Consider the following 24,067-nt stretch of genomic DNA (forward strand, 5'->3'; position numbering starts at 1 on the left):
ACCTTAAGATACGGGCATTAGAACGCATGCATTAAACATCTCTTATCATGTAATTTGCTAAGAACCAACCACTTCGGGTGCCGTTGATAGTATTTCCCGTATTCTTCGATAGAAAAATTCGACACAGGTTTCTGGCCGCAATCCGGTGCAAGCCAGCGAGAACTGGCGGTGATATATTTTGTATCTAGATTGATGCTTGAAGCGGTAATTTGGATGGTGTAAATATATTCGATGAGAAATTTGCCGAAGGCCGCCATTTCATGATCACGGCCAATCAACTCAGGGCCGCTCGCGCGCTCCTGAATATAGACCAGCGGCAGACGGCCGAACTCGCCGGTCTCTCAGTCCCCACCATTCAGCGCATGGAAGCAAGTGACGGAGTTATCCGTGGGAATGTCGATTCTCTGATGAAATTGGTTTCTGCCCTGGAGAATGCCGGGATCGAATTGATCAATCCGGGGGTTACGAGTTCGGCCGGTGGTCGAGGCGTCCGTCTCAGGGAGCACGTCGCGAAGCCGAAAATGAAGAACATGAAGCAGTCCAAGCCCTCTACGCCGCGGAGTTTGGAACGGGTGCGATGACCCCTCGAGCCATTCGAATGACGGGTTTCTCGATCGAGGATGATGAAAACGCTGAAGACAAGCGTACTTGCAAGCGGTTTCTCACGCCTTGAGGCGCCTAGTGGCACTGCACATTGATTATGACCGGTTGGTCTTGGGGGCAGAGTAGCTCTGGCAGCAACTTTGGATCAACGAGGATCTCGATGCTGCGAGAGGTCCTTGGCGGCCTTCTGATGAGGCAAGCGCGCTGACGCGGAAATATTCCTGCATGTCGGTTTCGGCCGGGGGCCTGCGATGCAGCCGGGTATAGAGGGATAAAGGCCAGATCCTGCCCCTGCTTGGGCGGGAAGGTTTTTGCCGCAGGACTCACGCCGGCCATGCGATTCAGTTGTTCGTGTGTGCCTCGAACGAGGAGGCACGCCACGAATGTACGCTATCGGGTCGAACTCAGGCGAATCGAGCGTACCGAACTCAGGGTGCTGCTCAGCGGCGGCAAGCATGCGTCGCGCAAGCTCAAGCACGCACGGATTTTGCTGGCCGCCGATGGCGGAGCCAGCGATGAGGCTGACGGCGTTGGATCGCGACTAGACGCGGTGGAAACATCATCGTGCGAAAAGGATCGGCGTCATCGCAAGGACTATCCCGGTCTGAACGCACCCTGCGATCACGCCGGCTTGGAATAGCCGAAGGCGCCGCCACAGCCTCAAATGGAATTGGTGTTTTTGGCCGCCTGATCGAGTAGGGCGAGAAGTCCTTGCAAGATCGTGATGGGCGGCGGAGGACAGCCGGGAATATGTAGATCGACGGGAACCACCTGCGAGACCCCTCCTACCACCGCATAGCTGCCGGCAAAGCAGCCGCCATCCCGGGCGCAATCTCCGACGGCGACGACCCATTTCGGATCGGGGGTCGCATGATAGGTGCGCTCCAACGCGTCGCGCATGTTCTTCGTCACCGGTCCGGTCACCATCAACACATCGGCGTGACGCGGCGACGCAACGAACCGGAGACCGAAGCGCTCGACGTCGTAATAGGCATTGTTCAACGCGTGGATTTCAAGTTCGCATCCGTTGCAAGATCCTGCATCGACCTCGCGTATCGAGAGGCTTCGGCCGAGGCGCCGTCGTGCCGCGCGACCGACGGCAGTTGCGAGCTCGGTCACCGCGGCATCGTCCGGTGACGGTGCTTGCTCGGTGAACGGCCGGCGAAACAGGCTCTCAAAAAGCAGCTTGCGCATCTGGTGCCGTTCCTCAGAGATCGTGGCCCGAATAGGAGCAATTGAAGGATTTGTTGCAGAGCGGGAAGTCGGCGATGATGTTGCCCTCGATCGCGGCCTCTAGAAGCGGCCACTGAAACCACGACGGGTCGCGCAGATGGCATCGTTCGACCTTGCCATCCCGCAAGCGGAGCCAAACCAGAACGTCGCCGCGAAATCCCTCGACGATCGCCATGCCTTCCCGCGCCTCCCGCCGATGCCCCGCATGCGTTCCCAGCGGGCCATCGGGAAGCCGGTCCACTATCTGGTCGATCAGCAAAAGACTCTGTTCAACTTCGCGCACGCGGATCCAGACGCGAGCATTGACATCACCCTCGTTCAGGACCGGTACATCGAAGCGCAGTGCGTCATACGGCGCATACCCAAGTGTCCTGCGTGCGTCGAATGAGCGGCCGGACGCGCGGCCTACGTAGCCTCCAACGGCATACTGCCTAGCCAGAGCGGCCTTGAGTACGCCCGTATCGACAGTACGATCCTGTAGCGATGCCGTATTGTCGTAGAGCTCGACCAAAGCAGGAAAGCGCAACCGGATGGTATGCAGCGTCGTCCGGATGATTTCTCTCCCTTCCTCAGTGAGGTCGCGGGTCACGCCACCGGGTACGATGATATCACGCATCAATCGATGGCCGAAGGCGGTATCGGACGCGCGCAGGATGCTCTCTCGCAACACGCCGCAAAGGGCGTGCATCAGCGTAAAGGAGGCGTCGTTGCAGATTGCGCCGATGTCGCCGAGATGGTTGGCGAGCCGTTCGAGCTCTGCGAGCAAGGCACGCAGCCAAGCCGCGCGATCGGGCACGACAAGCTGTAAGGCCGCTTCGGCCGCTCGCGAAAACGCAAACGCGTAGGCGACTGTGCTGTCGCCTGACACGCGTCCGGCGAGCTGGACAGCCCGTTCAAGATTGGCTCCAGTCATGAGCCCCTCGATACCCTTGTGGGTATATCCCAGCCGTTGCTCCAGCCGGGCCACAGTCTCACCGCTGGCCGTAAACCGAAAATGCCCTGGTTCGATAATTCCCGCGTGCACCGGACCGACCGCGACCTGATGCAGACCGTCGGCCTCCACCGGCAGGAAATGATAGGGGGATGCCTTCGACAACGCGTTGATGCGGCTTCCCAAGGGGAAGCGAACGGCCCAACAGTCGTGATCGAGCCACGGGCGAGTGTCGGGCAACCCTTCCGCTGACAAACCAAACAGATCGTTGATGGCGCGCTCCAGTCGAAGCGCCGGCGGGTGGTGTTTTCCGACCGAAGGATAAGTGCGGTCGGGGCAATCCAGGCTGACGGTGGCGACTTCTGCCGTATGTCCATCCATAATCGCCATGTGCACCGTTGAGGGTTCTCCCCAAAGGCCAAGCAGGCTCCAGCGTCCATGTGCCAGCTCGCTTGCCGCAAATGTCCAAACGGAAGCATCGACTGTAGCTCGCGGCCACGGGCTGTGTTGTTGGACCGGGCGGCCCTCCAGCATGAGATCGATCAGCGATGGCATATCCTGTTGATCTCCAAACTATCCAAGAAGGCGTGCCACGTGTTGGAACCATGTGACGAGCGGCGCCGGAAGATAGAGTCCCGCAATCAGAACCAGCGAGAGATGGGCAAACATCGGCACGTAGGAAGCCTCGGCTGACTTGGTGCTGCCTCGAGGTTCGCCAAATGCGACGCTCGTCAGGCGCAACGTCAAAGCGCCAAACGCCAACAACAGCCCGAACACCAGCACGATCGCGAGCAGCGGCTGGCGTGCGAAGGTCGAGCTTACGACCAGGAATTCGCTCATGAAGATGCCGAGCGGCGGCAAGCCGGCGATCGCGACGACGCCCATTACCAGACCCCAGCCGAGCGCCGGATGGGTCGCGGTCAAGCCCCGGATCCGGGAGATTCGTTGGGTGCCCTTGATCTGCGATATATGCCCGACGGCGTAGAAGATCGCGGACTTGGTCAGGCTGTGCATCACCATGTGCAACAGCCCTGCGAAATTGGCGAGCGGGCCGCCCATGCCGAACGCGAACACGATGATGCCCATGTGCTCGATCGAGGAATAGGCGAACAGCCGTTTGATGTCGCGTCGGCGGTAGAGCATGAAAGCGGCGAAGAGGAGCGAAATCAGGCCCATCGTCACCATCAGGGGGCCGGGAGCGATTGCCGCCGGATTGGCGGCGAGCAATATCTTGAAGCGCAATAGCGCGTAGAGCGCGACATTCAGCAGCAGCCCCGACAGTACCGCCGATATGGGCGTCGGACCTTCGGCGTGGGCGTCGGGCAGCCATGCGTGCAGCGGCGCCAGACCGACCTTGGTGCCGTAGCCGAGCAGCAGGAATATGAAAGCGACGTTGAGAAGCGCAGGATCGAAATTCGCGGCATGTTGGATCAGAAGTGTCCAGACCATGCCGTCCTGCCCCTCGCCCATGACTGGACGCGCCGCCATATAGACCAGGATGGTACCAAACAGGGCGAATGCGATGCCGACACTCCCCAGAATGAAATATTTCCATGCCGCTTCCAGAGCGGCGTGGGTACGATATATGCCGACCATCAGTACCGTGGTGAGCGTCGCAATTTCCACCGCGACCCACATCAGCCCGATATTGTTCGACACGAAAGCTAGGTTCATGCCGAACATCATGGTCTGATACATGGCGTGGTAGAAACGCAGATAAACCGGTGTCAACCGCCCAGTCTCCAGTTCATGCGCGATGTAGCTGGCGCTGAAGATGCTGGTCGTGAATCCCACGAAGGTGTTGAGCACGATGAAGACGATGTTGAGATCGTCGACGAGCACGTACGGCCCCGGCGGCGGACGTTCGATGACGAACAACGAGAGGGCCGAAAGAAATGTCGCCAGGCTCGCCACGACGTTCAACCGGGCCGTCAGCCGGTAACCCGGCAGAACGGCGAGCAGCGCTGCCGAGCCGATCGGAATTACCAGGATGGCTGCGACCGAATCGAAGGAAGCTATGTTCATCGCCGTTCGCCCCGGTAGTCATCGAGCGCGGAGACGTCGACGGAATCGAAACGTTCGCGGATCCGGAACAGGAAGATGCCGATGACGATGAATGCGATCAGGATCGAGAAGGCGACGCTGATCTCAACCACCAGCGGCATGCCCTTGGCGCCGGTTGCCGCCAGCACCAGCCCATTCTCGAGCGACATGAATCCGACGACCTGGCTGACGGCGTTGCGACGGGTTACCATGACCAGAAGTCCGAGCAGCACGACCGACAAGGCAAAAGCGAGATCCTCGCGCGCCAATGGATCGGCCTCCGCGGTCACCCGCAGCATCAGCACCATTGAGAGGGCAACCAGTGCCATCCCGGCCAGCATGGTGGGGCCGATCCCCACGGCGGACTCGATGTCACGATGTATCCCAAGCTGCTTGACGATGCGATGCAGCGCCACCGGAATGACGATCGCCTTGAAGACGAGAGCGATTGCAGCCGTGATGTAAAGATGAGGCGCGTCCTGGACAAAGGCCTGCCAAGCGACGGACAGCGCGAGCACCAGGGCATGAAGCGCAAAAACGTTGAGCAGCGAATAGAGCCTGTCCTGGTACAGCATCATGAAGCTGATCAGGACGAGCCCGCCGGCCAGCGTGTGCGAGACGTCGAAGGAGAGGCTGTGCATCTGCATCAGAAGCTCTTTGACACGAACAGGAGGAGGGTGCCGAGCAGACCCAGCATGAGGGCCGCACCGAGAAATTGCGGAACACGAAAGACCCGCATTTTCGCCGTGGCGGTCTCGAACAGCGCGAGGAAAAAGCCGGCAACCGCGAGCTTGACGAGGTAGGCGACGGCGCCGATGGCATAGGAAAACGGCCCGGTACCGAAGACTGCTATCTTCCAGGGAAGGAACACGCACGCGATCAGCGAGACATAGAGCAACAGTTTGAGGAAGGCGCCGAATTCGATCATTGCGAGATGGCGACCGGAATATTCGAGAACCATCGCTTCGTGCACCATGGTGAGCTCCAGGTGCGTTGCGGGATTGTCCACCGGTATTCGCGCGTTCTCCGCGAGCGCCACCATGATGAGCGCGATCATCGCCATTCCCAGCGATACCCGTAAGCCGACATAGGACGAGGCCATGAAATTTGCGACCGTCGAAAGTTGGGTCGAGCCGGCAATCAGCGCCGTGCAAAATACAAATAGCAGCATCGCCGGCTCCGCAAGCGCCGCTATCATGACTTCGCGGCTGGAGCCGATGCCGCCAAAACTGGTGCCGACGTCCATCCCGGCGAGCGCAAGGAAGAAGCGTGCACTTCCCAGCAGCGCCACGATGGCAATCAAGTCCGCCGTCCAGTTGAAGAGGAGGCCGGTAGCGAACGTCGGCACCAGGGCGGCGGCAACCCAGATCGCGGCGAAGGTTACATAGGGTGTCACGCGGAACAGCCAGGAGGCGTTGTCCGCCAGCACCACTTCCTTGCGGAGCAATCGCAGGAGATCAAGATACGGTTGAAAGACCGACGCTCCCTGGCGACGCACCAGGCGGGCCTTCATCTTGCGCACAAAGCCGGTCAGCAGCGGCGCCAGCAGCAGCACCAGAAGCATCTGCATGCCTTGCACAAGAATGTCCGACATCACGACCATATCGCGAGAACCAGAAGGAGTGTGACGAGGGTCGCAAAGACCAGGCTGAGATAGCGCCGGATGGTCAGGAACTGTAGGCGATTGAGTTTATCGGCAGAGAAGCCAACGGCGCCTGCTATCGGCTCATACATTCGCTCCCAGATCAGATCGTGCAATTCGATTCGCAGGCGCGCTGGCCTGATATCCCCGGGGGGCGGCATCTCGACATGATCGCGGGCGTGGAACACGAGCGTACCGAAAACGCGGCGGATAGGCTGAGCGAAGCTTCCGCTCGAATATTGGGCCGCGGGTGTCGGATCGGAAAAGCCACAGCCCCAGGCCGGCCCCCGCCTTAAGGCACGAGAGGCAAAGCGATGAATAAAGACGACGGCCGCTGAAGCGGATATCGCGATGAACACCATAACAAGCAGCCCGTTGTATGAACTGCGACTCTCCGCAATCGGCGCGATCGAAAGCCAGGGTTCGTTGGCCTGGATCGGCATGCGGCCGCCGAGGATCTGCAGCGTGATCGGCGAAAGCGCGTCGATCACCAGCCCCGGCAGAATTCCGGCCAGCAAGCAAAGTGCGGCGAGGATGAACATTGCCGAAAGCGAGTAGCGGTCGACTTCCTCTGCGGTTTCCGCCGCCACGCCGCGCGGACGCCCGAGAAAGGTCACGCCGTAGGCCTTCACGAAACACGCCGCTGCCAACGCAGCCGCCAAGGCCAATAGAGCTCCGACCGCAGGCACGGTGATCTTCAGCGCCCATTGCGGCAACTCCGGGCTCTGCAATACAGCCTGGAACATGAGCCATTCCGAGACGAAACCGTTGAAGGGCGGAAGCGCTGAGATCGAGACACAGCCGACGAGAACGGCGAAGCTTGTGTACGGCATGCGATGAATGAGGCCACCCAGCTTGTCCATGTCCCGTTCGCCGGTCGCGGTCAGCACGGCGCCGGCGCCGAAGAAAAGCAGACTCTTGAAGAAGGAGTGATTGAGAACGTGAAACAGAGCCGCCGCAAACGCGAGCGCGGCCTGTAGTTTCAGGCCGTTGGCCTGGAAGGCCAATGCAAGGCCGAGGCTTGCGAAGATGACGCCGACATTTTCGATCGTACTGTAGGCGAGCAGGCGCTTGAGGTCCTTTTCCATCATCGCATACAAGATCCCCATTACGGCAGTGAGGCCGCCAAGAGAAAGCACGATCACACTCGCCCACCAGCTCGGCTGTCCCAGGAGATCGAATACCACGCGAATGAAGCCGTAGATCGCGACCTTGGTCATGACGCCGCTCATCAGCGCCGAGACGTGGCTCGGCGCCGCGGGATGCGCGAGCGGCAGCCAGACGTGCAGCGGCACCAGGCCGGCCTTTGAACCGGCGCCGAGCAACATCAGGATCAACACCAACGTGGCCACGTAGGGCGTATGTTGAGCCGTGCGAATGGCGGCAAATTCGTAGTCTCCCGCCGGCCCCGCCAAGAGGCCGAAGGCTAGCAGCAGGGCGAGCGTGCCGAAGCTCGCCATGACGAGGTAGACGTAACCGGCTTTCGCGTTGCCCGGTTCACGATGGTGCGCCATGACGAGCGCCCAGGACGCGAGCGACATGAATTCCCAACAAAGCAGATAAGAAAACGCATCACCCGCCAGCACCACAAGATTCATTCCTGCCAGAAAGGCGGGGAAGAAGGGCAACACGCGCTGCGGCGCCTCCTCATGATGACCGTAGCCGAGACCATAGAGGCTTGCCGATGCCCCTCCGAGATTGACGACGACGAGAAAGAACGAAGCCAGTCCGTCGAGGCGGAAATGGGCGCCAAGCCACGGCAATCCGATTGGCAGAATCAGATCGGCGGCGTTCGCGGTATCGCCCAGCAACCAGTGAATGGATCCTATCAACGCAATCGCAGACGCGGCTAATGTCGCGCCGTAGATGATGGTCGTGGCGATCGTTGAGCGGCTCAGAACAATCGCCAGAACTGCCGATCCAAGCATTCCGGCAACACACAGCATTTGCAAAACGACAGCCGACATTACCTGCGCGCCTTCATTCCGCTTGATGCTTTGTTCTCTATCTGATTGCTCAAATAGATTTTTGCCGATCCGGAATTGACTTTCAGCCGCACCCCGCGCCCCTCGGCGCTACTGACAGCCCCTTCGTCGATCAACTCAATGCCGGCGGTGTCGAGAGCTGTAATCAGCTTCACCAGCGAATCGACATTGCCCCGAACCATGGCCTCACTCGCCTCCATGCGCTGGATCGTTGGCACTGAAAGCCCGGACAGTTCTGCGAGCCGTCGCTGATCGATGCCGAGGAGCACCCTGGCCGCCCGCAATTGAGCCGCTGTGATCATCGATCGCCCCACCACCCGATTCGAACGAACACCAAACGTCATCCTTCTATCGTAACTAGTCATGTTATAATGTCAATATATGATAGTTAAAACATCTAATCTAAACGAAATGTCATCGCGGGCTGTCGGCATCCAATCCTGATGCGTCGGGAGCCAATATGAGTTCGGCACCCGCGTGCGAGCTCATCGACCATACGTTTGAGGTTGTCGTCGCGGGCGGTGCCGGTTTGCGCGCCACTCAGGGCGCCGTCGGGGGCGGGCCTGACGACCGCCTGCATCACAAGGTGTTTGCGACCCGCAGCGATACTGTCGTCGAACGGCTCGGGCCCGCAATGGCCCGGACGATCGATGCAGGTCGCCGCGTATCGTCGCGATTGTTCCTGACCTCGACATTCGCGTTGCCGCGCCTCCACCACGCCGCCGGACCGATCGTATGGCCACCTCGACCTTCGTCGGGGGCGACGAACGAGGGCTTGGCTTGCCCATTGAACAACGTTAGATGTAAGCGATCGTGTTATCCGTGGTTAAGTTGTTGTCTCAATCTGTTGCGCGAGTCGCGGGACCAGGCAAATCCTGCATGGTTCCCGGTTGGGATTCAGGCTGTTCTGGCTGGGTGTGAAGTCTGGGTCATGACCATTGCGATTGCGAAAGCGCCTGACGAGACTGCAGACATAACGAGCGGCAATGATCCTGATCTTCCGGCGTCGCTGCTTTCCTTCATTCTGGTAGCCAAATTCCTTGGCGTCCCGGCCGACGCTGGTCAGATCGCTCACGACCATGGCTCGCCGGGCGAGCGATACCAGCTTGAGGACCTCGCCCGGATCGCCAGGCGGCTGAAGATCGTCGCCAAGGTGAAGCCTGCGGCCACTGAGGCGCTTCACAAGGTCCCATTGCCTGCGCTCGCCGAATTGGAGGGCGGCGAAGCCGTCGTTCTGCTCAAGATCGACCAGCAGCAGTCAATCCGGAAACCGCCGGTGTCTATCTAGCCTGCATGATGGCGCAGGTCGATGTGCTAAAGGATCACGGCCATCCGTATTCGGAGATCGCAAATGAATCAATCATCGAGGCGGTCGACTCGCTCAATCCCTATATGAGCCATAACGGCGTGTCATACATGGTCGACAATTGCTCGACCACGGCGCGGCTCGGCGCCCGCAAGTGGGCGTCGCGTTTTGATTATATTCTGAAGCAACAGGCCTTCCCCATAATCGGGGGGGCCTCGGTAGGCGACAACACTCCGTTCGACAAGTTTCTCGCCAGCGATATCCACGAGGTGCTTGCGGTCTGCGCCGAACTGCGCCCGTCGGTTGATATCTCCTTAGTGCCGCGGTGAGATGCTGGACCGGGCCTCGCGCATATGACGTTGCGCCGTGGGCGCGGCGTTGTGGTCGGCCGGAAGGTCGGCCAGCCGTTTTCCACCGACTCTGTCTCCCCTCATTGGCTCGACGGGAAAGAATCCTTATGCGGCAAGACCGAAGCGCTCTGAGCAAGCTCGGTCAACATCACTTTGACGGCGATCCCGCGGACGTTCTTCGCTAGAGGCGCCTACGTGCTGTTCGTCTCGCGACGGCCTAGACGTGGATCGCGTGGCCGAGTGCCTTGAAGGCCGCTTCCTGAATTGCTTCGCCCAGCGTGGGATGCGCGTGGATCGTGCCGGCGATGTCCTGCAGGACCGCGCCCATCTCGATCGCCAGGCCGAATGCGGCAGAAAGCTCCGAGACGCCCTGTCCAACCGCCTGGATACCGAGAACGCGTTGATTGTCGGCCCTGGCGACGACGCGCACAAAGCCGGGCTCGCTATGGCGCGTCATCGCGCGGCCATTGGCTGCAAAGGGAAATTGTCCAACCTTGATGTTGATGCCGGCCCGGCGAGCCTCGTCCGGTGACAAGCCCGCGGAGACGATCTCAGGATCGGTGAAGCAGATCGCCGGGATGCAGCGCTTGTCCCACGCGCGTGGCATGCCGGCTGCGATTTCCGCCACCATCTCGCCCTGCGCCATGGCGCGATGGGCCAGCATCGGCTCTCCCGTGACATCGCCGATCGCGTAGATGCCGCGCATCGAGGTCTCGCAATGCTGGCCGATACGGATGAAGCAACCATCCATGTCGAGGACGAGTTGCTCCAGCCCCAATACCTCGGTGACCGGCGTGCGCCCGACCGTGACGAGAATCTTGTCAGCCGTCAGGCTGCGCTCCTGGCCATCGGGCGTCTCGACGCGCAATCCGTCGCCCTGAGCGGTCAGGCCGAGCGCCCGGGCACCGGTCAGCACCTCGACGCCGAGCGCGGTCAAGCGTCTGGCGATCGGAGCCGTCAACTCGACGTCGTAGAGCGGCAGGATGTTGTTCTGGGCTTCCACCACGGCAACCTTGCTCCCCAGCTTGGCGAAGGCGGTCCCGAGCTCGAGCCCGATATAGCCGCCGCCGACGACAACGAGGGATTTTGGCACCTCCGCGAGCGAGAGTGCACCGGTCGAGGAGATGACCCTGCCGCCGAACGGCAGGGTCGGCAGCTCGACAGGAGCCGAGCCGGTCGCGATCACCACCGTCTCGGCCTTGATCGTCTTCGGGCCGGTCTCGGTCTCGACGACGATCGTCTTGCCGTCGCGGAAGCGTCCATGGCCCTGGACGATCTTGACCTTGGCCTTGCGGAGCAGCGCAGCGACGCCGTTGTTCAGCCGATGAACGATACCGTCCTTCCAGGCGATCGCCTGCTTGAAGTCGAGAGCAGGTTGCGCCGCCGTCAGGCCAAAGGGGGTCTTGCCATCAGCTGCCTCCGCCAGCTTCTCGAATTCCTCGGCAACATGAATCATCGCCTTCGAAGGAATGCAGCCGACGTTCAGGCAGCTTCCGCCGAGCTTGCCGCGTTCGACGAGAACGGTGTCGAGGCCGAGCTGGCCGGCGCGGATCGCGCACACATAGCCGCCGGGCCCGGCACCGACTACGAGGAGCTGACAGGTGATTTCGGTCATTGCTTGCTCTGCCTTAGGGGTCGACGAAGATCGTCGCCGGGTTCTCCAGCAGCTCCTTGAGCCTCTGCACGAAGACGGCGGCGTCCCATCCGTCGATGACGCGGTGATCGAAGCTGCAGGAGAGGTTCATCATCTTGCATGGCACGAACTGCGTGCCGTCCCAGACTGGACGTATCGCGATCTTGTTGACGCCGACGATGGCGACCTCGGGATGATTGATCACCGGCGTGGTCGCAAGGCCGCCGAGCGCGCCGAGCGAGGTGATGGTGATTGTCGAGCCGGTCAGCTCCTCGCGCGTCGCGGTGCCCTCGCGGGCGCGCTGCGCGAGACGGTTCAGCTCGATGCTGCAGTCCCGGAGGTCGCGCGCCTCCGCATGCTTCACCACGGGCACGACGAGGCCTGACGGAGTCTGGGTTGCGATGCCGATATGGATGCCGGCATGCTCGTGGACGATGCCGGCCTCGTCGTCATAGAGTGCGTTGAGCGCGGGCTGCTCGGTAAGCGCCTTGACCATCGCCCGCATCAGGAACGGCAGCAGCGTGAGCTTCGGGTGCTCCGGCGCGGGTTTCCTGTTCAGCGTCGCGCGCAGATCCTCCAGCGGCGAGACGTTGACCTCCTCGATGATGGTGATGTGCGGGATGCGAGACTTCGAGAGCGCCATCTTCTCGGCAATGCGGCGGCGCAAGCCCACCACCTTGACGTCGGTGACGGCGGTCTTCGGAGCCATGCCGCGACCATGGGCCGGCGCCGGCCCGCGCGACAGGAAGGCGTCGATGTCCTCGTGGGTGATGCGTCCGGCGGGGCCTGTACCGTGGACCTGGCGCAGGTCGATGCCGGCTTCCCGCGCCTTGAGGCGTATGGCGGGCGAGGCCAGCGGCTTCTCGCCCGGCGTCCGGCGGACCGCAGATGTGGTCGCCGGCCGGGCCTCGATGGCCGCGGGGCGGATGCGGGCAGGGGGCGTTGGCACAGCATCCGGGGTTTCGGCGTTCGTCGCGGCCGATGGTGTGGCGACGTCTTCCGTCGGTGCCTCGTCTGCCGGCTCCGAGGCATCATCGCCTGCGACCTTGAGCTTCACGAGCGTCGAGCCGATCGCCACCGCATCGCCAATCCGGGCGCCGATCCAGCTGACCTCGCCCGCGAGCGGCGAGGGAATCTCGACCGAGGCCTTGTCGGTCATCACGGTGGCGAGCAGGTCGTCCTCGCGAACAAGATCGCCCTCCTTGACGTGCCACTCGACGAGTTCTGCTTCGGCGATGCCTTCCCCGATATCCGGAAGCTTGACGCTGCGCTCACCCATCAGCGTGTCTCCATGAGGTCGCGCAGCGCTTGCCCGAGCCTGATAGGACCGGGGAAATAGTCCCATTCCTGGGCATGCGGGTAGGGCGTGTCCCAGCCGGTGACGCGCATCACCGGCGATTCGAGATGATAGAAGCAGTGCTCCTGCACCAGCGCCGTGAGCTCCGCGCCGAAGCCGGAGGTCAGGGTTGCTTCGTGCAGCACGATGCAGCGGCCGGTCCTGGCGACGGAAGCGATGATCGTCTCGAGATCGAGCGGAAGCAGAGTGCGCAGGTCGATCACCTCGGCATCGACGCCCGTCTCCTCGACCGCCGCCAGCGCGACGTGAACCATGGTGCCGTACGTCAGGACGGTGACGGCCTCTCCGGCGCGCCGCGTCACCGCCTTGCCGAGCGGCGTGGTGTAGTGTCCCTCCGGCACTTCGGAGAGCTCATGTTTGGCCCATGCGGTGACCGGGCGATCGTGATGACCGTCGAACGGGCCGTTGTAGAGCCGCTTTGGCTCCAGAAAGATGACGGGATCCGGATCCTCGATGGCCGCGATCAGAAGGCCCTTCGCATCATGGGGATTGGACGGCACTACGGTCTTCAGTCCCGCGACATGGGTGAAGAGTGCCTCGGGGCTCTGGCTGTGGGTCTGTCCACCGAAAATGCCTCCGCCGGTCGGCATGCGGATGACGAGGGGGCAGGTGAAGTCGCCAGCCGAACGATAGCGCAGGCGAGCTGCCTCCGAGACGATCTGGTCGTAGGCCGGATACATGTAATCGGCGAACTGAAGCTCGACGCAGGGGCGCAGTCCATAAGCGGCCATGCCGATCGCGGTGCCGACGATGCCGCATTCGCTGATCGGCGCATCGAAACAGCGCGAGACGCCGTACTTCTGCTGCAGGCCCTGCGTGCAGCGGAACACGCCGCCGAAAAAACCGACGTCCTCGCCATAGACCACGACGTCGTCGTTGCGAGCCATCGAGACGTCGAGCCCCGAGCGGATTGCCTCGATCATCGTCATGCGCGGCATGGCTCAGACTCCGATCTGCTGGCGCTGCCGACGCAGATGCGGCGGTAGCTCGGCATAGACATCCTCGAAGATATCGCGCGCCGAGGGCTTGCCGCCGGAATGCAGGGTGCCGAAGGTCTCGGCTTCCTTCTGCGCGGCGATGACGGTGGCAAGAATCTCGGCCTCGGTCTGCTTGTGGCGCTCTTCCGACCAGGCGCCGGCTGCGATGAGATGCTGCTTGAGCCGGATCACGGGATCGCCCAGCGGCCACTCCTCGGATTCGTGCTTCGGCCGGTAGGCGGAAGGATCATCCGACGTCGAATGCGCGCCGGCGCGGTAAGTGACGTATTCGATCAGTGTTGGCCCGAGGTTGAGCCGCGCCCGCTCGATCGCCCATTTTGCGACGGCATAGGTCGCGAGATAGTCGTTGCCGTCAACCCTGAGCGCGGGGATGCCGAAGCCGAGGCCGCGCGCCGCGAAGGTGCCCGAGCCGCCACGCGCGATGCCCTGGAAGGTCGAGATGGCCCACTGGTTGTTGACCACGTTGAGGACGACCGGCGCCTTGTAGGTCGAGGCGAAGACAAGCGCCGCATGGAAATCCGATTCCGCCGTCGAGCCGTCGCCGATCCAGGCGGCGGCAATGCGGTTGTCGCGCTTGATCGCCGACGCCATGGCCCAGCCGACCGCCTGGACGAACTGCGTGGCGAGGTTGCCCGAAATCGAAAAGAAGCCGTGCTTTTTCGAGGAGTACATCACGGGCAATTGCCGGCCCTTTAGCGGATCATGCTCATTGGAATAGATCTGACACATCATGTCGACGAGCGGATAGTCATGCGCGATCAGCAGGCCGGCCTGACGGTAGGTCGGGAAGTTCATGTCGTCGGGGCCGAGCGCGATGCGGAACGCGCAGCTCACCGCTTCCTCGCCGGTGTGCTGCATGTAGAAAGACGTCTTGCCCTGACGTTGCGCCATCTGCATGCGCGCGTCGAACGTGCGCAGGGTCATCATGTGGCGCAGGCCGGCGACCAGTTCGTCCAGGGAGAGGTCCGGCACCCATGGCCCGATTGCCCGGCCCTCGTGATTGAGCACGCGGATGATCGAGTAGGCGAGGTCACGAATCTCCTCAGGGAGCACGTCGACCGGCGGACGCCGGACCGAGCCCGCCTTCGGAATCGAGACGCCGGAGAAATCCGGCTTGCCCCCCGGACGGCTTGCAGGCTCCGGAACGTGAAAGCGAAGTGGCGTGGGGCTGTTCATGGAAGCATCCGCTCGTTTGCCGGTTCTGCAGAGACAACGCCTGGCCGACCGGATTCCTCGCGCGCGAGCCCCACGACGCGAAGGTCCGTGATCGCCGGATGGCGCGACAGCCGTTCCGCGATGTCAGCGCAATCGGCCGACGGCTGGACTTCAAGGACCATCCGTATCGTCCGGCCGCCACCGGGGCAGGTCGTCATCGCGACCTGGTCGAGGCCGAAGCCGAACCGCGCCGCGTCGAGGACGAGCCGAACGATCCCGTCAAAGGGGTCGGATGTGGTGGCGATCACGCTGACGGATCGGCGCTGTTGAGGTTGCATGTCATGTTCTCCCGCCGCACAATGATAATCTTCTGGTTCGAGAAAATTTCCCAAAATTCCGGTGTATTGGCCGGAATCGCGGAAAAGTTTCCCGCCGGAATGCAAAAAGACAGAAGGATTGACCCATGCCCTCCAAGCGCAGCCCCGTCGAGGATCTCGATCATCTGGATCGCCGGATTCTCTCTGCGCTTTGCGAGAACGGCCGCTTGACGACGAGTGCGCTGGCGGAGCAGGTCGGGCTCTCGAGTTCTCCATGCTGGACCAGAGTGAAGCGCCTGGAGGAAAACGGAGCGATCGAGAAATATGTCGCGGTGCTCAATCACGCCAATCTCGGATACAACAACATCGCCTTCGTCGAGATCACGCTGGACAAGCATGACGATAAGGTGCTCGATCGCTTCGGTACTGCCCTGTCGCGGATTCCGGAGGTGATGGAGGCCTACCTGGTGACCGGCGATTACGACTATCTCATCAAGGTCGTCGTGCGAGACACCGATCACTACGAGCGCTTCCTGCGACAGTCGTTGTACAGGATACCGGGTATTCGGCAGTCGCGAACGACATTCGGCCTGCGCACCCTGAAGCGCCAGATTTCGATCGATCCCTCCAAGGCCGGTCCGCCGTAAGCGCGGCTGTTTCGAACGGCCCCTAAGGGGCGGGCTCCCGCGATCGGGAGCCCGACGAAAGATGCTCGTGGCGCCGCGCGCCTAAGCCAGGAGCATTCGGTTCGACGCCAGCTCCCGTGTTCGAGCGGAAGCCAGCGGAGCATCAGAACGCGGTCTTCTTGCCGATGATGCCGACATAGCTCGATCGCACCAGGGCGCCCCATCGCCCATCCTTCTTGACGATCACATAGAAGGAATCGGCCGACAATATCGGCTTGTCGTTGGCGTCATAGCGCGTGAACCGCGTGATGAAGTGCAGCTTGTCGTCGGATTCTTGCACGAGCTTGCGATACGTCCATGCCGAACGCGCCCAGGTCGAGGCCTGCGCCAACTGCTTCGCGTCGTTCGATTGCGCATATTCTTCCGGCGTGTTCCAGATCTGAACCTGGCCGGCGGCGATCCGGATGTGCGGATAATGGACCGTCTTGGCCCAGGCTTCCGCGTCTCGCGAGTTGAACGCCTTCATGAACTCGTCGAGATAGGAGCATCCCTGCTTCAAGAGTTCGTCGTTTCCGGGATTCAGGCACTCATCGTCGGCCTGAGTTTGAGCGAGCGCAACGGTGCTCATGCCAAAAAACACACCCGCGAGCGCGAGCAGTCTACGAAATTTCATACTTTACCTCCCTGTCAGGTGAAATCGGCTCTGTTTCGTTGTGATTGGTCGAGGCGCCGATCGCGTTTCGATCTTCAAGTAGGCGAAGCGCCGAGGCAATGCCGGCGAAGCGCAGTATTTCTGACGGGGGTGTCAGTTTTTCTCAACGGCCGAGATCTCGACGACACTGCCGGTGTGAGCGTCAAAATGCCGGAGGATCAGAAAAACGAAACAGGGGGTCAGAAAAAGCGCCTTGCATGAGGCGGGGAGACCTCGCTCATCTTGCCCACCAAGAAGAGCCTATTGCAGGCGGGGAAACAACGATGATCGCGAGCAGTCAATCCTGCGCGAGGGCTCGGCCCGGTCGCGCCTCCGAAGCCGGAAACGGTTGACCGGAACATGAGCCGCACGGAGCATCTGGTGCGTGGAATTCCATCGTTCAGGCTGACGCAGGAGGAGGTCATCTTCTGCATCACGCTCGTCCTGATCGCGGCTTTCTCGATCTTCCTGCCCAGGTTTCTCACCGCCGGGAACATCCTTACGCTGCTGAACAACGTCGCGACGCTCGGCATCCTTGCGGTCGGCATGGCGCTGGTCGTCGTCGGGCGCGGCATCGACCTGACCATGATCGCGGTGATGGTGATCGGCGTTGCGTTCAGCATCTGGCTGTCGACCACCGGCCTGCCGTTTGGCTGGGCACTGGTGGTTGGCGGGCTGCTCGTCATCCTCGTCGGCGTCGGCACCGGAACGCTCGTCGCGGTGGCGGACGTGCCGCCGATCTTTGCGACCCTCGGCCTCGCATCGGTGGTCTACGGCGCGGGGCGAATCGTCTTCAAGTCGGACGTGGTCTATGCTCCGACGGGGCACGGCTGGTTCACGTTCCTCGGAACAGGGACGATCGCCGGCGTTCCCGTCTCGGTCTGCGTGGCGGCGGTGCTGGCTGGACTCGTGGCCCTGTTCCTGCGGAAGACCCGCTTCGGGCGGTTCATCTACGCGACCGGCGACAATCCTTTCGCCGCGCGCACCATGGGATTGCCGGCCCGGCCGGTCATCATCTCGCAATATGCCGCCAGCGCCCTGATTGCGTTTCTGTCGGGCATCCTGATGTGCGCGGTGGTCTCCGGCATCAACACGCGCTTGTACAACTCGACGCTGATCTACGATGTGCTTCTCGTCGTTGTGCTTGGTGGCATTGGCCTTAGCGGTGGGCAGGGCGGTGTCCGCAATGTGATCGTGGGCACGATCCTTGTCGGCGTTCTCACCAACGGCATGACGATCCTCAACATCAGCTTCACGGCCCAGAACCTCATCAAGGGCGTGATCCTGCTTGGCGCTCTGGCGATCGATGCGCTGCTCAATCCGCGCGACGAACAGACCTCGCAGAGTGGCGATATCTAGGGCGAACGCCTCAAGCGATTACAAACCGGGAGGACATCATGGTTTCAGTTCTGCGAAAATTGCTGTTGACGGGCCTCGTGCTCGGGGGCCTTGCAGCGGCTGCGCCGGGCATCGGCGCCGAGGTGCAGCAGGTCGGCAGAGAGGCATATCTGAAGGCCCTCAAGGGCAAGAAGGTGATCTTCGTTCCGATCTCCCAGGGCTTCGACCTCAACCAGGCCTGGGTGACGGTATGGCAGCGGCATGCTCAACGCTATGGCTTCACGCTCGAAGTGCGCGATCCCAACATGAATACAGAGGCGGGCATTCGCGCGCTAACCGGCGCGATCGCCGAGAAACCTGATCTGCTGATTGTGCAGAATCCGGACGTGCAGACTTATGCGCGCCAGTTGAAGCAGGCTCAGGAGGCTGGAATTCCGGTGCTTCAGGTCAACATGCAGTCGGCGACCCAGACGGATTCGTATGTGGGAAACGATTGGATCGAGATGGGCCGGATCGAGATGGGCGAACTCGCCAAGGCGTGCGCCAAGGGCAAGGGCCCGTCCACCAAGGTCGTCTGGCTCGCCGGGGTGGAGACCGGTGCGGCCAACATCTACATGCGCCAGGGCATCAACGAGGTGCTGGCCGCCAATCCCGACCTTCAGCTCGTCTCCGATCAGGCCGCCAATTACGACTCCGACAAGGCGCGCCAGATCACTGCGACGGTTCTCCAGCAGCATCCCGATCTCTGCGGCGTGATGGGCATCTGGGACAACGCCGAGGTAGGCGCCGGAGCAGCCGTGGCAGCCGCAGGCAAGACCGGGCAGGTCACGATCGTCACGAATGGCGCAGGAAGCCAGACCGGTTGCGACAGCATCAAGAAAGGGCTCCTGACCGTCGTCTATAACTTCCATGCCGACATCCAGGGCGAGATCGCGGCAGGCCAGATATCCGAGCTGCTGCAAGGCAACCGCAAGGCGGCTGCCGTCAAGGACGTGTTCTTCGGGCCGGTGACGCGGGTCGACAAGAACAATGCGACCGGCCGCAACTGCTGGACGCTCGACGAGCTCAAGTAAGAGGCATGTCGCGCTACGGCCCCAGGCCGGCGAGCGCAGGGAATGAGCGAGATGAGTTTTTCGACCGATATCGTTCGCTGGCGGTACAAGCTCCTCCCCGATCACGTGATCGGGGAGGTCCTCACCAAGAAGTGGGTCGATAGCGCCATCCCGTTCCTGGCGCTCGCGCTGCTCGTGTTCGGCCTGGGACCGTTCGTTCCGCACTTCTTCGAATGGACCACGCTCGGAAACCTCGCGCGCCAGTTTGCGGAGTTTGGGCTGATCGTTCTCGGCCTCACGATCGTGATGATGTCGGGCGGAATCGATCTGTCCGTCGGCTCGGTTTTCGCACTGTCCGTGCTGATGTCCCTGATCGGCATGAATGTCGAGGGATGGAGCGCTGGTACTGGTCTCATTGCCACACTGGTTGTCGGAGCCTCATGCGGTGCTCTGAACGGGCTGCTTGTCGGCTATGTCAGGATGCGGGCGTTCCTCACGACATTGGTCACCCTCATCATCTTCCGATCGTTGTTCGAGATCGTCTTTCCCGAGTTCTCGACGGCGATTGTGACCAACATGTCCGACTCCGCCGCGTTTGAATATCTCGGCACCGCGAATATCGGGCTGGCGCCGGTCTCCTTCCTGATCACGGCCGCCATCGCAATCGGCGTTCACGTGGTGCTCTCGCGCACACGGTATGGCTGGCATCTACTCGCCGTCGGTGGGGCGCGCCGTTCGGCGTACAATGCCGGCATCAATGTTCGCTGGACGATCTTCAGCGCCTATGTTTGCTGCAGCACCCTCGTTGCCCTGTCCGGATTCCTGTTCGCGAGCCGAATCGGGAGCGCGGCGTCGGACGTCGGGGCGGGACTCGAGCTGCAGGCGCTCACGGCCACTGTGCTGGGCGGCATCTCGCTTGGTGGTGGGCGGGGCACGGTCTCGAAGGCGATCATGGGGGCCGTTTTCGTGCTGCTCCTGTCGAACAGCTTCCTCGCGCTCGCGATCTCCGGCCCCGGGGCCGACCTCGTGCTGGGTCTGATCCTTGTCGCCGCCGTCTTCCTTGACGTGCGCTGGGTCAAGAACCGCCACAAGCTGCTGCGGAGCGTCTACATTTCCCCGGCCTATGCCCGCATGCCCGACCCCATCCCGACGGACCTGGGCGCCGGCGCCATGGCACCGAACGACAGGCTGCGCGACGTCGGCGTCATCGGCCTTGGCATTCTGGAGGGCGCCGAGGACGTCATCTTCGATCGCCACGACAACCTCTACACAGGCAACCGTCACGGCGACATCGTGCGCTGGCTTCCGCCCGACTATCAGCGCTGGGAGGTGCTGGCGCATATCGGTGGCTCGCCGCTGGGGATGGCGTTCGATCGCCAGGGACATCTCAACATCTGCGTCGCGGGAATGGGCCTCTATCAGGTCGAGATGAACGGCACGGTGCGCCGCCTGACCGCGGAGACGAACCGGAGCCTGCTGTCGATCATCGACGATTCCAACATGAAGCTCGCGGACGATCTCGACATCGCGCCCGATGGCACCATCTATTTCAGCGAGGCGACGACGCGGTTCGAGATGCACGACTGGTATTCGGACGCGCTCGAGAGTCGCGGCAACGGCCGTATCATCCGCTACGACCCGAAGACCAGAAGGACCCGAACCGTTCTGAAGAACCTCGTGTTTCCGAACGGCATCTGCATGTCCTACGACAACGAATCCCTGCTCTTCGCGGAAAGCTGGGCTTGCCGGATCAGTCGGTACTATTTCGATGGACCGAAGAAGGGCGAGGTGGAGGTCGTCATTCCGAACCTTCCCGGTTACCCCGACAACATCAATCGCGCGTCCGACGGGTGCTACTGGCTGGCCTTGATGGGGATGCGTACACTGGCGCTCGACCTGTCGCTCGAGATGCCGGGCTTCCGAAAGAGGATGTCGCGGCGGTGCTCCGAAGATGCCTGGCTGATGCCGAATTTGAACACCGGTTGTGTTCTCAAGTTCAACGAGCGCGGCGAGATCCTCGAAAGCTATTGGGATCAGGGCGGTCAGAAGCATCCCATGATCACCTCGATGCGCGAGCACAAGGGCGTGCTTTATCTCTGCGGAATCTTCAACAACAGGATGGGGACATACCGGCTGGAGGGAGCCGAGCCCGCGTTCTGCGGTGTGGACAGCTATTGGGGCCGCCGCTCGTGAAATGGATCGACAAAGTGCTGGGGCGCCGCGAAGGCGCGGTCACGGTGCCAGTGCTCGACGGCCCGTTCCTGCCGAACCAGAAGCTCGAGGCCGCGCCGGTCCTCTGCCAGGTCGATCAGGTCGACAACCTCGTGGCTCTCGGTGCCAACCTCTTTGCCTCGAGCGGCTCCGGGCTGCTCCGTCTGCCGCCGACCTCCTCCTCAGGTCCGGAGACAATGGCAAGGTTCGATGCCCCCATCTCGGCGATGGCTGGACTGGGGGATGCGCTGGCGATCGGGCTGGACCGCAAGGGCCTCGTCGTGCGGGGCGGTCGCTTCGACGGCAAGGTGGTTCAGCCTTCTGGTGACGTCCTGCATTGCCCGACCGCGATCGCGTGGCTGGACGAGTCGACGCTCGCCGTGTGCAACGGGTCGAAACATGTCGGTGCACTCGACTGGCGGCGTGCGCTGATGACGAAGGATCTTTCCGGCTCAGTCGTCGTCGTCGATCTCGTCAAGGACCGGGTTACGATCGCAGCGACCGGATTGGGGTGGCCATCCGGATTGGCGGCATCAGACGGACAGGTGTTCGTCTCCGAGTGTCTGCGTCACCGCGTCCTTGCGCTGGCGCTTCCGGTTGGAAAGCCCGTTGAGCTTGTCACCGGCCTGCCTGGCTATCCCGCACGCCTGACGCGCGCGGCTGCCGGTGGCATTTGGCTTTCCTTCTATTCCGTGCGCAACCAGCTCGTGGAGTTCATCCTGCGCGAGGATGAGTACAGGACCCGTATGGTCAACGAGCTGCCGGAAGAGCACTGGGTGGCCCCGTCATTCTATTCAGGACGCAGCTTCAAGGAGCCGATGCATGGAAGCCAGCTGAAGCAGATGGGCATCCTGAAGCCCTATTCGGTCACGCGGTCTTATGGGCTGATAGCGTATTGCGACGCGAACATGACGCCCATCGGATCCTTCCACTCCCGCGCGGACGGCACGCGGCATGGTGTCGTGGCGGCCGCCGAATGCGCAGGCGCGCTCTACCTCGCCAGCCGCGGTTCGAACGCGGTCCTGGAAATCCGCGATCCGGCGACGGCCCTCTCGGAGTAATCGCATGCAGCCCATTCTAGAGATCCGCAACGGAACGAAGCTGTTTGGAAGGATCCCCGCCTTCCAGGAAGTCGATTTCGCCGTTTCGCCGGGAGAGGTTCACGCCATTCTCGGCGAGAACGGTGCCGGCAAGTCGACGCTGACGAAGGTTCTTGCCGGCGTCTACAAGCTCACTTCCGGAGAGATGCTCCTGAACGGGACGCCGGTGCAGTTGTCGACGCCTGCCGAAGGCCTGAAGCAGGGCGTTGTCATGGTCTACCAGGAGACCAATCTCGTGCCGTCGATGACGGTGGCACAGAACATCTACCTAGGCGAGGAGAAGGTGTTCAATAGGCTGCGGGGACTCTACATCCAGGCCCGACAATTCCTGGCTGGCATGGGATTCCAGGTCGATCCCACGGCACAGGTCTCGCAGCTCGGAGCGGCGCAAAAGCAGATGGTGGAGATCGCGCGCGCCGTTCATCACAAGGCGAAGGTGATCATCTTCGACGAACCGACGGCGACGCTCACGCCGGAGGAGAAGCGGCACTTCTTCAACCTGATCCGGCGTCTGGTGGCCGACAAGGTCGCGATCATCTTCATTTCGCACGCGCTTGAAGAGGCGATGCAGTTGGCCGATCGCATTACAATTCTCCGAGACGGGCGGCTGGTCGCATCGGATGTCAAGGCGACGTTCACGCGCGATACGGTCATCCAGGCAATGGTCGGACGAAACCTGACCGAGACGTTGCATGGCGATCACGGCCGCCCGCCCAGGCCGTATGGTGAACGGGTGCTCAGCGTGGAGAATTTGTCTTCGGGCACGATGGTCCGCAACACGTCATTCTCTATCTTCGCAGGACAGGTGACGGGTGTCTTCGGGCTGGTCGGCGCCGGTCGCACCGAAATGATGAAGGTGGTCGCTGGCGTGTTGAAGCGGGACATCTTCCATGGTGGCGAGATCAAGTATCGCGGCAAATCGGTCCGCTACCGGGTTCCGCGGATGGCGGTCCGCGAGGGCATCGTCTACGTCACGGAAGACCGCAAGTTCGACGGTTTTTTCGAGACAATGACGGTGGCCGAGAACCTGCATCTGGGCGAGCTCTCGCGCTTCTCGAACCCGCTGTCCGTGATCTCGATGACACAGGCGAAGGAGCTGGCGCGACAATGGGCCGGGCGGCTTCAGCTTCGGTCGATCAATGAAAAGGCCAGGGTGATCGAACTCTCCGGCGGCAACCAGCAGAAGGTCGTCATCGCGCGGTCGCTCATCCAGAAGCCCAGGCTGATCATCTTCGACGAGCCGACCCGCGGTGTCGACGTCGGCGCCATCGTCGAGATCCACCAGTTCATCAATAGCCTGGCTGACGACGGTCTCGCCGTGGTCGTGATCTCCTCCTACCTGCCCGAGGTCCTGGCACTCTCGGACCGCATCCTGGTCGCAAAGCGGGGCAAGATCGTCGAAGAGATCAAGACAGCCGAGGCAACCGAGCAGCAGATCATGTACGCCGCCGTCCACTAGACGGCCTGCCACAGCATATGCCGGTTGTCCCAACACG

23 protein-coding genes are annotated in these 24,067 nt (G+C 61.9%); 10 read left to right on the forward strand and 13 right to left on the reverse strand.

Annotated features, from left to right (window positions below):
* Positions 1-260 precede the first annotated feature (260 nt).
* Together EI171_RS15515 and EI171_RS46735 are read left to right on the forward strand one after the other, a co-directional pair.
* Positions 261-581, forward strand: coding sequence for a helix-turn-helix domain-containing protein (locus tag EI171_RS15515; RefSeq protein ID WP_011089086.1), 321 nt, complete (start codon positions 261-263; stop codon positions 579-581).
* Between the two features lie 455 nt (positions 582-1,036).
* Entirely contained in the window at positions 1,037-1,243 is a 207-nt protein-coding gene (locus EI171_RS46735; RefSeq protein WP_371740512.1) for a hypothetical protein, read from the forward strand.
* Positions 1,244-1,263: 20 nt separating this feature from the next.
* Here the strand turns inward: EI171_RS46735 and EI171_RS15525 are convergent, their stop codons facing one another.
* From EI171_RS15525 to EI171_RS15555, 7 genes are read right to left on the reverse strand one after another with little or no spacing between them, the layout of a single operon-like run.
* Positions 1,264-1,797, reverse strand: coding sequence for an NADH-quinone oxidoreductase subunit B family protein (locus EI171_RS15525; protein ID WP_161533784.1), 534 nt, complete (start codon positions 1,795-1,797; stop codon positions 1,264-1,266).
* Between the two features lie 13 nt (positions 1,798-1,810).
* Entirely contained in the window at positions 1,811-3,322 is a 1,512-nt protein-coding gene (locus EI171_RS15530) for an NADH-quinone oxidoreductase subunit C (protein ID WP_161533785.1), read from the reverse strand.
* 18 nt (positions 3,323-3,340) lie between these two features.
* Positions 3,341-4,792 carry a hydrogenase 4 subunit F gene (locus tag EI171_RS15535; protein ID WP_161533786.1) on the reverse strand — a complete coding sequence of 484 codons (1,452 nt, stop codon included), beginning with the start codon at positions 4,790-4,792 and terminating at the stop codon, positions 3,341-3,343.
* The gene (locus EI171_RS15540) at positions 4,789-5,451 is read right to left on the reverse strand and encodes a hydrogenase-4 component E (protein ID WP_027548289.1); all 663 of its coding nucleotides are present in this window, start codon (positions 5,449-5,451) and stop codon (positions 4,789-4,791) included. The genes EI171_RS15535 and EI171_RS15540 overlap by 4 nt, the downstream gene beginning before the upstream one ends.
* 5 nt (positions 5,452-5,456) lie before the next feature.
* The gene (locus tag EI171_RS15545; RefSeq protein ID WP_028176117.1) at positions 5,457-6,413 is read right to left on the reverse strand and encodes a respiratory chain complex I subunit 1 family protein; all 957 of its coding nucleotides are present in this window, start codon (positions 6,411-6,413) and stop codon (positions 5,457-5,459) included.
* Positions 6,404-8,419 carry a hydrogenase 4 subunit B gene (hyfB, locus tag EI171_RS15550; RefSeq protein WP_027548290.1) on the reverse strand — a complete coding sequence of 672 codons (2,016 nt, stop codon included), beginning with the start codon at positions 8,417-8,419 and terminating at the stop codon, positions 6,404-6,406. Before hyfB ends, EI171_RS15545 begins: the two co-directional genes overlap by 10 nt.
* The gene (locus EI171_RS15555; protein ID WP_161537010.1) at positions 8,419-8,739 is read right to left on the reverse strand and encodes a helix-turn-helix domain-containing protein; all 321 of its coding nucleotides are present in this window, start codon (positions 8,737-8,739) and stop codon (positions 8,419-8,421) included. The genes hyfB and EI171_RS15555 overlap by 1 nt, the downstream gene beginning before the upstream one ends.
* A gap of 158 nt (positions 8,740-8,897) precedes the next feature.
* Between EI171_RS15555 and EI171_RS44755 the strand changes: the two genes are divergently transcribed.
* Together EI171_RS44755 and EI171_RS15560 are read left to right on the forward strand one after the other, a co-directional pair.
* Entirely contained in the window at positions 8,898-9,725 is an 828-nt protein-coding gene (locus EI171_RS44755; RefSeq protein WP_202633246.1) for a hypothetical protein, read from the forward strand.
* 5 nt (positions 9,726-9,730) lie between these two features.
* Complete coding sequence (locus EI171_RS15560; protein ID WP_161533787.1) at positions 9,731-10,072, forward strand: hypothetical protein; 342 nt, start codon at positions 9,731-9,733, stop codon at positions 10,070-10,072.
* 238 nt (positions 10,073-10,310) lie between these two features.
* Here EI171_RS15560 and lpdA read toward each other — a convergent pair whose 3' ends face one another.
* From lpdA to EI171_RS15585, 5 genes are read right to left on the reverse strand one after another with little or no spacing between them, the layout of a single operon-like run.
* Complete coding sequence (lpdA, locus tag EI171_RS15565) at positions 10,311-11,708, reverse strand: dihydrolipoyl dehydrogenase (RefSeq protein ID WP_161533788.1); 1,398 nt, start codon at positions 11,706-11,708, stop codon at positions 10,311-10,313.
* Between the two features lie 13 nt (positions 11,709-11,721).
* Positions 11,722-13,005, reverse strand: a complete 1,284-nt coding sequence (locus tag EI171_RS15570; protein ID WP_161533789.1) for a dihydrolipoamide acetyltransferase family protein — start codon at positions 13,003-13,005, stop codon at positions 11,722-11,724.
* Positions 13,005-14,021 carry an alpha-ketoacid dehydrogenase subunit beta gene (locus EI171_RS15575; protein WP_161533790.1) on the reverse strand — a complete coding sequence of 339 codons (1,017 nt, stop codon included), beginning with the start codon at positions 14,019-14,021 and terminating at the stop codon, positions 13,005-13,007. Before EI171_RS15575 ends, EI171_RS15570 begins: the two co-directional genes overlap by 1 nt.
* Positions 14,022-14,024: 3 nt before the next feature.
* Positions 14,025-15,257 carry a 3-methyl-2-oxobutanoate dehydrogenase (2-methylpropanoyl-transferring) subunit alpha gene (locus tag EI171_RS15580; RefSeq protein WP_060908510.1) on the reverse strand — a complete coding sequence of 411 codons (1,233 nt, stop codon included), beginning with the start codon at positions 15,255-15,257 and terminating at the stop codon, positions 14,025-14,027.
* Positions 15,254-15,574 (reverse strand): hypothetical protein, encoded by a 321-nt coding sequence (locus EI171_RS15585; RefSeq protein WP_028176112.1) that lies wholly within the window; start codon positions 15,572-15,574, stop codon positions 15,254-15,256. Before EI171_RS15585 ends, EI171_RS15580 begins: the two co-directional genes overlap by 4 nt.
* A 125-nt stretch (positions 15,575-15,699) precedes the next feature.
* On the opposite strand from EI171_RS15585, the gene EI171_RS15590 reads away from it, so the two are divergent.
* The gene (locus tag EI171_RS15590; RefSeq protein WP_011089070.1) at positions 15,700-16,200 is read left to right on the forward strand and encodes an Lrp/AsnC family transcriptional regulator; all 501 of its coding nucleotides are present in this window, start codon (positions 15,700-15,702) and stop codon (positions 16,198-16,200) included.
* Between the two features lie 142 nt (positions 16,201-16,342).
* Here EI171_RS15590 and EI171_RS15595 read toward each other — a convergent pair whose 3' ends face one another.
* Entirely contained in the window at positions 16,343-16,852 is a 510-nt protein-coding gene (locus EI171_RS15595) for a hypothetical protein (RefSeq protein WP_060908509.1), read from the reverse strand.
* 378 nt (positions 16,853-17,230) lie between these two features.
* Here EI171_RS15595 and EI171_RS15600 point away from each other — a divergent pair, with 378 nt between their 5' ends.
* From EI171_RS15600 to EI171_RS15620, 5 genes are read left to right on the forward strand one after another with little or no spacing between them, the layout of a single operon-like run.
* Positions 17,231-18,229, forward strand: coding sequence for an ABC transporter permease (locus EI171_RS15600; RefSeq protein WP_161533791.1), 999 nt, complete (start codon positions 17,231-17,233; stop codon positions 18,227-18,229).
* A gap of 38 nt (positions 18,230-18,267) precedes the next feature.
* Positions 18,268-19,281 (forward strand): sugar ABC transporter substrate-binding protein, encoded by a 1,014-nt coding sequence (locus EI171_RS15605; protein ID WP_161533792.1) that lies wholly within the window; start codon positions 18,268-18,270, stop codon positions 19,279-19,281.
* Between the two features lie 51 nt (positions 19,282-19,332).
* Positions 19,333-21,453 (forward strand): SMP-30/gluconolactonase/LRE family protein, encoded by a 2,121-nt coding sequence (locus EI171_RS15610; RefSeq protein ID WP_246740547.1) that lies wholly within the window; start codon positions 19,333-19,335, stop codon positions 21,451-21,453.
* Positions 21,450-22,532, forward strand: coding sequence for a strictosidine synthase (locus EI171_RS15615; RefSeq protein WP_161533794.1), 1,083 nt, complete (start codon positions 21,450-21,452; stop codon positions 22,530-22,532). The genes EI171_RS15610 and EI171_RS15615 overlap by 4 nt, the downstream gene beginning before the upstream one ends.
* A gap of 4 nt (positions 22,533-22,536) precedes the next feature.
* Positions 22,537-24,030, forward strand: a complete 1,494-nt coding sequence (locus tag EI171_RS15620) for a sugar ABC transporter ATP-binding protein (protein WP_161533795.1) — start codon at positions 22,537-22,539, stop codon at positions 24,028-24,030.
* Positions 24,031-24,067 lie beyond the last annotated feature (37 nt).

It is taken from the genome of Bradyrhizobium sp. LCT2, from assembly GCF_009931255.1.
GTDB classification, from domain to species: domain Bacteria; phylum Pseudomonadota; class Alphaproteobacteria; order Rhizobiales; family Xanthobacteraceae; genus Bradyrhizobium; species Bradyrhizobium diazoefficiens.